Annotated in this window: 3 protein-coding genes; all 3 read left to right on the top strand. The window is 43.4% G+C overall.

The window, feature by feature from the left end; all coding sequences use genetic code 11:
• The first annotated feature begins 104 nt into the window (after positions 1-104).
• The 3 genes from ACZ42C_RS01925 to ACZ42C_RS01935 all read left to right on the top strand — a co-directional run bounded on the left by ACZ42C_RS01925 (position 105) and on the right by ACZ42C_RS01935 (position 12,731).
• Positions 105-9,200 (top strand): carboxypeptidase regulatory-like domain-containing protein, encoded by a 9,096-nt coding sequence (locus ACZ42C_RS01925; protein WP_461180969.1) that lies wholly within the window; start codon positions 105-107, stop codon positions 9,198-9,200.
• Between the two features lie 354 nt (positions 9,201-9,554).
• Positions 9,555-10,541: a TAXI family TRAP transporter solute-binding subunit gene (locus ACZ42C_RS01930; RefSeq protein WP_461180968.1), complete on the top strand. Its 987-nt coding sequence runs from the start codon at positions 9,555-9,557 to the stop codon at positions 10,539-10,541.
• Between the two features lie 228 nt (positions 10,542-10,769).
• Positions 10,770-12,731, top strand: coding sequence for a TRAP transporter permease (locus tag ACZ42C_RS01935; protein ID WP_461180967.1), 1,962 nt, complete (start codon positions 10,770-10,772; stop codon positions 12,729-12,731).
• The last annotated feature ends 102 nt before the right edge of the window (positions 12,732-12,833 follow it).

Genomic DNA, 12,833 nt, shown 5'->3' on the forward strand with positions numbered 1-12,833 from the left:
CATAGCCCATTTTTGATCTATTGTATTGTATGCCTGTTTACTTGCATGCTAACATTATGTAAATTATTAAAATTCTAATATCAGGGAAAGGGTGCCTATTAATTGTGAGTAATTTTATACAAAGTAATCAAAAAATTCTCTCCATTATAATGGTTCTTTTACTGCTTTCATCCACATTTACACCAACTGTAACCGGAGCAGAAGCGGGCACAGATTTGGATTTAAACACAGTGGAAGAAGATCTTAAACTGGAGAAAGAACTGGAGGAACAAGCGGAAGCATTAAAGGCAGGTGATGAAGAAAACGACATCACTTTTTCAGCAGAAGGTGGGCTGCCCAGATTAACCGATGGACTGGATAAGGAAATAAATATATTTAATGAAGCTGCTGAAGAAACACATATGCAACAGGATCAGATGGATGGCAACATAGAACAAGGGCTATTTGACGCATTTGCCGAGGAAAAAGAAGTAGATGTCATCATTTATTTGAAAGATGATACTGACCATGTCAGCTTATTGGAATTTACGGATGAATCTGCTGAACGCAGTGAACGTATTGCCAATGTACAAGGGCACTTGCAGGAGGTGGCTGCAAAAACACAGGAAAAACTTCTTGTTGACTTGGAAGATATGGAACAAAAACAACAGGTTTCCAACATTGAGCCGTTATGGATCATTAATGGTATTGCCGCCAGTGTCACCGAAGATGCCCTGAAAGCATTAGCGGAGCGGAATGATATTGAGAAAGTATTAAAAGAAGAAATAATCGAGATACCTGAAGTGACCGGGCAATCGGAACCCCGCTTACCGGAATGGGGACTTGAAAAAGTGCATGCACCGGATGTATGGGGGCAGTATGGCCTGGACGGGGAAGGAATTATTGTAGGGATTATGGATACGGGTGTGGAAGAAACCCACGAAGCGTTAAAGCATAACTATCTGGGAAGAGATGGAGATCATGACATCGCATGGGCCGACTTTTCCGGACATGACTATGAAACACCACAGGATGGAAATGGACACGGGACACACGTTGCGGGAACCGCTGTTGGCGGAGGAGAAGGAGAGCCAATTGGTGTTGCCCCTGGTGCTGAATGGATTGCAGCCAAGATATTTAATGATGGCGGTGCAGCTACAGAGTCGGGCATACTTCAGGCATTTGAATGGTTTATGGCACCGGGTGGGGACCCGGAAAATGCCCCGCATGTCGTAAATAATTCATGGGGGAATTCTAATACGTACAATACATCATTCCATGAAGCTGTACTCGCATGGAGAGCTGCAGGCATAATTCCATTGTTTGCTGCCGGAAATGATGGGCCGGGTTCTGAAAGTATCGGTTCACCTGCAAGTTTTCCGGAGTCCATTGCAGTAGGTGCCACGGATGTAAATGATCACATAGCGTCTTTTTCCAGTCGGGGGCCTGTATATTGGGAAGGTGAGCGCTATTTAAAGCCGGAAATAAGTGCACCTGGACATGAAATTTATTCTGCCTGGCCCGGTAATGGATATAACACAATTAGCGGCACTTCTATGGCTGCTCCGCATGCGGCTGGAGTAATCGCACTGATTTTACAGGCGAATCCGGATGCTGATATGGAAGAAATGGAAACGTTGCTTACGGAAACAGCTCGTACGGAGATGCATATGGGAGAAGTGCCGAATGATCTTTACGGCTACGGGATCATAAATGCTTATCAGGCTGTAACGGAAGCCGCGTTTGCCGGAGAATTCCGTGGAATTGTAACTGATGATGAGGGGAAAGCCATTTCTGCACAAATCATCATAGAAGAGGAAAATATTTATCAGCAGACAGGTGAAGATGGCACTTTTGAATTGAAGCTGCGTGAAGGAACCCATGAGGTGGCCGTAGAGGCTTTCGGTTATATTACAGAGAAGCAAGCGATTACAATAGTGAAGGATGAAGTTGCAGAAGTTACCTGGGAACTGGAGGCAGCTGACCAATATAATATTACCGGAACAGTTACTGACGCAGATCAATCCCCGGTGGCCCACGCATACGTTCAAGTGCTGGACACACCACTGGATACCGTCCGGACTGATGAAAATGGTCAATTTGTTTTTTCTGCTGTCCCTGAAGGGGAATACCATATAGTCGTATCTGGAAAAGGGATTAGCAGTTCCGGCAACTTTGTTCAGGTAAGCGAGGATAAAATTATTGACTTTCAGGTGGAAGCAGGTCAATTGCATTCAGGAGAACATTGGCTGACAAACAATAACAATAATGCAAGGAATGCAGTATCTGAAGAGGATATTTCATTACATCTGATGGAGGAAGACTGGAGCACCGGCGTCAGTGGCAATATTATTTTTTCTTCACCGGCAGTGAATGAAGATACGATTGTAACAGCTACTGATTCTGGAAGCATACAAGCGTTTGATCTGGAGAATGGGGAGGAGAAATGGACTTTCCGAACCGGTATGGCAAATCGTGGAACTCCAACAATCCATGAGGATACGGTATACGTTGCCGGAGGCCAGGATAATAAAATCTACGCGCTTAATATTAATTCAGGGGTTGTAAAATGGGAAGCAGCGCCCGGGAATGAGGCCATTTACGAAACGCCGATGTATGATGACGGAGTTTTATATTTAACTTCCAGTACAAGTAATGAAACCGTGGTGACAGCTCTACATGCGGATGATGGAGAAAGATTATGGGATACCGTAATTGAAAGTGACACCTATTTTGGCGCGGCTGCAACGGATGAATATTTAATTATTGGCAGTATGTCAGCCGGTTCGCTATACGCATTATCCAAAGAAGATGGCAGTGAAGTTTGGACATTTGACATCAGCGGGGAAGGTTTTGCTTCCCAGCCGGTCGTTATTGATGGCATCATTTATGCTTTTAGTACGGACTTTTCAAGTAATGGAACATTATGGGCAATTAATGCAGAAAGTGGGGAAGAGATCTGGAATTATGGACATATGGGGGATACGCAAGCTGCATCACCCGTAGTCTATGAGGATATCATTGTGGCCAGTTCCGCCAGCAATGCCTCTTCAAAAGGGTTTGACCGTCATACCGGGGAATTAATTTGGGAAAATGAAAATGTCTCCACCGCTGTAAATAATGGTTCCGCTGCCGGTAATGGATTATTCTTTCTCGTCGATAACACCGGTGCTTTAAAGGCTGTCGATGTGTTCAGCGGTCGAATCCTGGAGCAAAGGTCACTGGAGGCATCCAGTTCATCCACACCTGCGATCATTTCCGGTCGTGTAGTTATCACTACGCAAACGGGAATTCAAGTATTTTCCTCTCCGGGTGTTTTGTCGGGAGTAATTCAGGACACGGATGGAAACCCTGTTTCAGGGTTTGCCAGAGTGATTGGGACGGACAAAAAGGCGGAAGCTGATACAGATGGCAAGTTTGAACTAACGGTTCTGCCGGGAGAGTTTGATGTTATTGTCGGTCATTATGGGATGGAACAAGTCCATGAAAATATCAGCTTCCATTCAGGCACCATGATTGAAAAAACATATATGCTGGATGCTGTTGCGGAGGGAGAACTAAGCGGTCAAATCCTTGACAGCCGTTCAGAGGAACCGATAACGGATGCTGCTATAACAGTACAGGACACTGAACTGGAAACAAGGACAGATGAAAACGGCAATTTTTCATTCGATTCTATTTATGAAGGTTCCTATCAGCTTGAGTTGGAAGCGAGCGGATTTCTCCATAAACAAGCTGGTGTAGAGGTTAATGCCGGTGAGACAACAACAGTAACCTTAAACATGGACCCGATTGATGTGGCTGTACTTAATGACTATGAAAGTTCCATAAGCAATCTGTTAAACCAACAGGAGATTCCTGCAGAAAAGGTGGAATGGGATACGATTATAGAGGAACTTGCGAACTATCAGGTTGTCTATTTAAATGGAGCATATGAATCAGGCGGCTGGTCTCCGGAAAAAGAACTGATGGATGAACTGTTGGCTGAAGCAAGTGATCAAGGAGTAAGTATTGTTTTTGCCAATACATGGGGGCTAAACTATGGTTCGATACCACATTTATCGGAATTTTATCATGACCCGGAAACAGTACAGCATGATTATGGAAGAACAGGTATTTCACTTGTCATCGAGCAGGAGCATCCGATTTTGGGAGACACTGCAGCTGGTGACAGAATTACGGTAATGAACAGCGGGATGGCATCCTGGTTTAACGGTTACTCCGGCCGTAATCTGGCGACATTGGGCAGCCGGCAGATTGGCGATGTCGGAACAGGTGTCGCGTATAAACCGGTAACACAGGATAGTGCCCATCTGCTCTTATCCACACATGCAGCTGCATCGTGGAACTCTCCTGTTCAAAACTGGCTGCCTGTACAGCATGATATTTTGACGAACGGGGTTTCCTATTTACTTGATGATACGTCCTATGGTCAGGTGGACGGGAATGTCGTGAACCAGCAGGGAGAGCCACTGGAAGTGAAGGTAGAGATTACGGAAACCGGTGTATATGAATCTACCGATGAAAACGGAGAATTCAGTCTCTTTCATGATGAAGGAACGTATGAAATCGAAGTTCGTGCTACCGGTTACGAACGGGCCGTGGTGGAAGTTGATTTTGTGAATGGGGAAGTAAAAACTGAAACCATTGAACTCGTTTCAGCGAATGAAGGGCAATTAACAGGTTCAGTTACGGATGCACATACAGCAAATCCTCTCGGGGAAGCTACGGTTATATTATCCAGTACGGATGGAGATATAGTAACAGAAACAGTTACTTCAGACAACGGCTATTATGAATTTACGGATTTGGATGCGGATACGTATTACATGGAATTTCAGCATGAAAATTATGTCACTGCCGGACAGGAAATAGAAGTTACGGGCAGTCCATTGGAAGTAAATCAGAATATGACACCATCACCGTATGTCGGTATTATCGGTGATCGATCAGGTGATGATAATTTAGCTTCGATCCTGGAAGACGTAAATATCTCGTCGGAAAATCATTCTACTATTGAAAACATCACAGAAGAAATGGAAAACTATGATGTTATTTACTTTAACAGTGCGACTGGTGTAAATGAGAATGACCTTGACAGATTTGAAGAAGCGGCTGATGAGCTGGGTGTAAGCATTATTTATGGAGACACGTATTTTGGAAGTGGTGGAATCAGGAATTTACATGATTTAAGGGATGATCCGGCTCAGAGGGAAACCATTAATATCCGGTCGAGCCCGGCTCAGTACATTCCATATGAAAGTCATCCCATCTTTTCAGATTATGAGGAAGGGGAACCAATAAATATACTGCAGCCGGATGGAAGCCGTGTTGGCACATTCGATGATTATTCCGGCTTTGCCCTTGCCGGCATCACCCATGAGGAAATGGAAGAGGAACATGGGCTTGGTGTAGCGTATAAACCAAGAAGCGCCAATAATCTGGAGCTCCTTATGAGTGGACACAGCATGGGAATTGCACACACAGGAGAGGATTATACAGAAGAAGGCATTCAAATGTTTGCGAATGCGGTAATTTGGGCCGCATATGAGGATTTTAACGTTATAAGCGGTTCGGTAACAGATGAGAATGGTGATCCGCTTAAGACGGAGATAAAACTGGAAATTAACGGAAATGTATTAAACGACGCTACAACTTATGATGATGAAAACTTCAGTATAGCTTCCATCGATGGAGAAGCTGTCGTTACGTTCACATCCTTTGGTTATGAGACAAAGACGATTCCTGTGGAAATCAATGAAAACCTGGAGCCTCTGCAAGTGGAAATGAAGCCAAAAGAAGAAGTTGGTGCATTGGAAGGATATGTATCCCATCAATCTCTGATGGATAGTCTGAAAGATGTGCATATCGACATTGCCGGTTATCCCAGGGAAGCATATACTGACTCCCAGGGTTATTATCATATTGGAAATCTGGAACCGGGAAGCTATGAAGTAATCATTACGAAGGAAGATTTTTTACAGGAACGGATCACTGTGGAAATATCAGAAGGCGAAACGAAGTCACGGGATATTGATTTGAGATCATCACCTACCATTGGCATTATTGTGGATGCAACCTCATCGTCAGCTGTATCACTGGCTGAATATCTGGAAAACAAAGGTTTTCATACGACTTCCATGTTTTATGATGATCTGGAGATGTTGGAGGATGTGGACCTGGTCTATGCCAATTCCGATTATAATAACAGTCTCATACCGGAAGAAGACACATTTATACGATTTACTGAAAAATTGGATGAAACGGAAACCCCGGTTATCTGGGCAGGTGATCACGGAGGCAGGGGGAGCATCCGATATCTGATTGATTATTTCGGAGATCCAGGAGTGGAGTATCGCGGCAGTGGAGCGGATACTTCAACCGCTTATATATTGGAGGATCATCCTATTTTTGACGGTGTGGAGGAATCGTTTGAATTTACTACAAATTCCGGTTATTATTATGGATTTGATGATTATTCCGGGTCTGTTTTGGCTGATTATGAAAATGACGGAGCTGAGGAAGAAGGGTATTTGATCGGTTTTAACGGGCGGACCGTTAACAGTGTGGAAATTTTACTCGGCGGAATGACCTTCAGCCATGGTTTCCACCCCGGCATAGAACATTTTGATGAAAACAGAGAAAGAATAATAAATAACGCCATCATGTGGGCGATCGATAACGAAGAAAGCTTCTCGGGAGAAATCAGAGGACAGATTGAAAATGATCTGGGGCATCCTGTGCAGGCTGATGTTACAGTTGAAGAAACAGGACAACGTGTAAAGAGTGATCAGGACGGAAACTTTTTCCTCGGTCTCCCTGAAGGAAGTTACACACTAATAGTGGAGGCTTTTGGCCATGTGACAGGCAACTATGAAGTGAGTGTAGTTAACGGTGAAATATTGGAAGAAACCTTTCTGCTTGAGTCGGAAAATATCGGAGAGCTGACCGGTGAAGTGCGTGGCGGGTCCACAGGTGATCTGATTGAAGGAGCAGTAATTGATGTTATAGGCACTCCGCTGGAGGGGCAAACAGATGAAGACGGAACATTTGCACTGGGAATTCCGGAAGGAGAGTATGATGTCCGGGTTACAGCTGATGGGTATCAGCCGCAAACAATGCAAATATCCATCATTTCCGGGGAAACGGAAACACTTGAAGTTACTTTGGCTGATTCGGAGATGATAGCCTTTGTAGGCAGCGCGGTAAATCAGAATAGAGTTATTCCTTTTCTGGAGGATCATGGTTATGAAGTGACAGGTTTCACTGTGAGTGACCACGAAGAATTGAAAGAAAACATGGGTGAGTATGCCCTGGTAATTTTTAACGATTCTTTGGCAAGTATAAGTGAGGAAGCATTTACTGAACTGATTGATACTGGAGACGAACTGCAGGTTAGCATGATATTTGCCAGTCAGTTTGGTACAACGCCAATTCATCAACTGCGCGATTATTATAATAACCCTGAATCCATTTCACATAGCTTTGAGGCTGATGTGATTGAATATGAGGTGCTGGAAGAGCATCCTATTTTCAGAGGTTTTGAAACAGGGGAGACCATTTCCATTTTGGAAAATCCCCAGTCGAATCAGCAATATTCGGTGTTTGAGGGATACAGTGGAACGATGGTGGCGGATATCACGCACCCTGAGGAAGGAAGGCTTGGATCAGGGCTGGCTTATGATTACAGATCGAGCAGCCATGCGCATATTTTGCTTGGAAGCCTGGCATCCAGTGGATATGGTAATCCGGATGACAGATGGACAGAGGAAGCAAAAACCATTTATATAAATGCGATTGATTGGGCTCTTAATACTTCTTTGGGGGAGATCAATGGAGTAGTAAAGAATTCAGATGGAGAACCAATTGAAAATGCCAGCGTAACTATTGAGGAAGAGAATATTTCTGTTCAAACAAATGATCAGGGCAGGTATACGATCGGTGTTGGGACTGGTGAGCATACAGTAACCGTCTCCGCAATTGGCTACGAACCGGAAGAAACGACAGTCGTGATCGAAAATGTTGGAGACGCAGTCGAACAGGATTTCACATTGGAAGCATCCGAGCAAATGACTTTATATGGTACCGTAACTGAAGCCGGATCAGGTGAAGGGTTGGAGAATGTACAGGTAACCGTTTCGGATTTGAATAATGAACTGGAATATGAAACAGTCACCGATGAAGATGGCAACTACCAAATAGGAGGTTTACTGGAAAGTGATTATGAAGCAACCTTCGATAAGGATGGCTACCATCCTGTGACCGAAGGAGTTGCCATTGAATCAGGAGAGAATGTGGAGTTAAATGTGACCATCAGTTCTTACAATATCGCGGTAATCGGGGATTTCAGGGGAGAAATCAGTGCCCTGCTCCAGGAAAATGAACTTGCAGCAGAACCGGCAGATTGGAACATCTCCAATCATATCGGATTGTATGACCTTGTCATCGTCAATAGTGCTGGAACAGAAGAAGAAATGGAAACATTAATTGATGCCAGTGATGCCGAAAATACAAGCCTGGTCTTTCTTGATACGTGGGGGTCAGATGGTGCCATACGGACACTTGGCGAAGTGGAAGGAAGTCCTGAGCTTGACAGCCAGGGATATAATGAGGGAGAAATAATCCTGCATGCGGACGACTTGGATCATCCAATATTTGCAGGCATGGATGAAGGTATCTCCATTCTCACAGAAAGCAGTCCATATGCCACTTTTAAGAGTTATGAAGGAGAATTGCTGGCAAATATTGAATTGGATGAGGAAGATAAGGGAACTGCTATTGGCTATGAATTCAAAAGCGATTCCCATTTGCATCTCTTACTGTCGGTATTTGAAACAAACAATATGACAGGGCCTGACCGAGGATGGACTGAGAATGGAAGACAGCTGTTTGTTCAGGCGATTGAATGGGCAAGAGATGCTGAGCAGGAGGATGTGGAATTGCCTTCTCCCCCGGTATGGAAAAAATCAGAAGATGAATTTCGCGGAAATGGAAGGATTGTTGTTGGAGGCAGGGCAGATCCAAACACAGTCATACAGATTGTAACGGACGATGAAGTTATTAAAGAAGTACGGACAAATCCCGGTGGTATTTTCAATGCCCATTTGGAACTGGATGAAGGCACGTATGAATTACATGCAGATGCTGTGGCCGAAACGGGTACTGTTCGCAGTGAAGAGCCAATGATTGCCATTGTAAAAACGAAAATTGGAAGAGAATAGATTTGAGATAATGGATAGCTGAAAGATAATAAATGAACCGTATGAAATTAAAAACTTTTGATTTCATACGGTTTTTGTTTTACAATTTGGATTAATGTATTATTTTTCGATTAATGCGCCGGTTGGTACTTTATACAATTAACGGAAAGAAAATTCTATTTTATCGTATTATCTGTTGATATTATTCAGAAAATAAGTATAATTAAACTAGGCTTCTTTTCAGGTTTTTTCAAATGAAATAAGCTTTTGCTTTTTAATTTGCTTGAACCTGCTGTATGCGCATGTTAATATCCATACATTCTTGACAGCGTATACAAAAAGAAGCGATAAATAAAAGTAAAAGGGGAGAGAGAAATGAAAAAGAGTATCTTATTTTCGCTGATGGGGTTTATATTGTTCCTTGCAGCATGCGGAGGCGGGGGAGCAAGTATTGCAATCGGACCGCCGGCAAGTGAGACGAATTCCGTTTCCCAGTTATTATTTGAAGCTTACGGTATAGAAGAAGGCGACTACACTGAATATCAGGAAGGCTTTGGAGATGCTGCAGACGGTGTGCAGGACGGAAACATTGACATATCAGTCGGTATTCTTGGTGTTCCTGCCGGGAGTATTGAAAGTCTGCAGGCTTCTGCCGGAGATGTAAAAATGATTAACCTGACGGATGACGCAATTGAATACATGGAAGAAAACAGTGGATATTTAAGGTATACGATTCAAGCAGATGCATATGATTTTCTGGAAGAAGATGTGGAAACAGTAACAGCCTATGCTATATTAATGGGAAATACGGAGACCATTGACGAAGAAACAGGCTATGAACTGGCAAGAATAATGGTGGAAAATGCTGAGGAAAATACCCACGCCCAATCGGACCATATGACACTGGAAAATGCCCTTGAAGGGTCAGAGGGTCTCCCGATTCACCCCGGAGCCAAACGCTATTATGAAGAACAAGGCTTAACAGTGGACAATCCGGTTGCTGAATTAAATGTCAGCGAAGAGAAGACTGAATATATTTTGGGAACGGGCAGTCAAGGTGGAACCTATTACCCGCTTGGCGGTGAAATGGCCACTGTATGGAATAACAATATCGACGGTTTAAGCGTAACGAATACTGAAACAGGTGCTTCGATTGAAAACCTTGCCAGCATCCGTGACGGCAATATGGATCTTGGTATGAGTGTACATGTTCCTGCACTTGATGCAATGAACGGAGAAGGTGACTTTGAAGACAATGAAGTAACAAACGCCGCCTTTATCGGCCATATCTACCCGGAAGTTGTTCAAATCGTTACCCGGGAAAACACCGGCATTGAAGGCTTGGAAGACCTGGCTGATTAATAAAATAAGGGGATGATTCTCCTTTTGCAAACAGGTTTATTCCATCATTTGGACCGCCTATGAAAAAAGAGAATAATCATCGTATGTATGCATAATTCCAGCTGGGATAATTTTCAGGGAGGAAACCTATTCCTCCCTGAATAAAATTTGATAGACAGAAGTGCAGAATCCAGTGTGACAACCAATCATGCTTTACGACATCCGGTTGAAAGGAAAGGATGTGAATAGATGACAAATAAAGATAATGATAAAGTATCCTCCGAACAAGTCCTTGAAAAATATGACAGAGAAAGCACCTACAGAAAGAAAATTGGAAAATGGGCTTGGGTTGTTACATTTCTTGGTGTAGCATTGACGGTTTTTCACTTATATACCGCCTATTTCGGGACATTGCCTTCCCAACAGCAGGGCGCGGTCCATGTAGGGACTGCACTTGGACTAATATTTTTACTTTTTCCTGCAAAAAAAGGAATGGCAAAGAAACAGGCTACTGTACCATGGTATGATGTCATCCTTGCATTTACCGGTATGTATGTTACCTATCATAAGATTATATTTTTTGATTCGATTCTGCAAAGCAGAATCAGCGGATACTCCACTATTGATATCATCATCTCGATTTTGGGTGTTTTATTGCTCCTGGAAGCAACGAGAAGAACGGTAGGACTGCCTATCGTTATTGTGGCAACTGTGGCAATTCTATATACTATTTTCGGTAATTTTATTCCAGGACAAATCTTATCCCATCCGGGTTTTTCTGTGGATCGTATTGCAACGAATCTTTGGTATCAGGAAAGTGGTGTGTTTGGAACACCGGTTCAAATATCCGCCAGATTTATTTTCCTGTTTTTATTTTTCGGTGTCATTCTCGTCCATACCAAAATAGGCCGTTTTTTCAATGACCTGGCTTTGGCGTTAACCGGAAAATATACAGGAGGTACAGCAAAAACGGCTGTTGTTGCCAGCTCTTTGCAAGGGATGGTTTCAGGCAGTTCCGTTGGTAATACGGTTGCTTCCGGCTCTTTTACTATTCCTATGATGAAACGTTCCGGTTTCAAGCCGGAATTTGCAGCTGCAACAGAAGCATCCGCTTCGACAGGTGGACAAATCATGCCACCGATCATGGGGGCTGCTGCGTTTATTATGATGGAGTATATTGGTGTTTCCTATGGCACCATCATGCTGGCAGCTTTAATTCCGGCCATGTTATATTTCAGCGGTATATTTATTGGAACTCACTTTGAGGCTAAAAAGATGGGTATCGTTGGCCTGCCAAAGGCTGATCTACCTAATTTTAAAAGGTTAATCTTTAAAGATGGATATATGATTTTGCCTATATTCGTTATTATCGGGACGATCATGGTTGGCTTTACACCTCAGCGTGCAGCATTAATGGGGATCGTAACAGCTTTCATTATCAGTTTGTTCCGGAAAGATACACGAATGGGTTTCAGGAAAATAATTTATGTACTGGAACAAGGGGCACGTGTTGCACTACCGGTTATTGCGGCGGTTGGTACGGCCGGGATCATTGCCGGTGTCGTAAGCATTACCGGTCTTGGCTCCAAATTTGCTGCAGGTGTCATTGCTTTATCTGGAGGTATCCTGATATTTGCTCTGTTTTTTACAATGCTGGCTTGTATTATACTTGGAATGGGGCTTCCAACAACGGCAAATTACGTAGTAACAGCCACTATTGCTGCCCCAATTTTAATCAATGAGTTTGGCGTTGCTCCAATAGCCGCGCATATGTTTGTTTTTTACTTTGGTATTGTGGCGGATATCACCCCGCCAGTCTGTTTGGCAGCATATGCCGGCGCGGGTATAGCAAGGGGGAATCCGTTTAAATCGGGTGTTAACGCACTGAAACTGGCCATTGCCGCTTTTATCGTTCCGTATATAGTTGTTTATAACCCGATTCTGGTCATGGTGGACGTGACTGCAGCCAGTCTCGCATTGGCAATTATTACAGCATTAATAGGAATGTCTGCTGTAAGCAGTTCCACTGTTGGTTACTTTATAAGAAATTCTTATGCCTGGGAACGGATGGTTCTGTTTCCGGCAGGGATTATGCTGATCATCCCGGATATCATGGTCAGTCTTATTGGACTGCTGCTTATTGTAGGGGTATGGTTTATCCAAAAACAGCGTAAAGATGATTCCGGTCAGATGGGATTAGGAACTCCTTAACTTTCATTGAAAAGACAGTCATTTACTATGAATACGTAAATGACTGTCTTATTATGGTCAAAATTAAATGGGAGTTTTTTCCATCATTTGTTGACACTGATG

The sequence above is a fragment of the Virgibacillus kimchii genome, assembly GCF_055379185.1.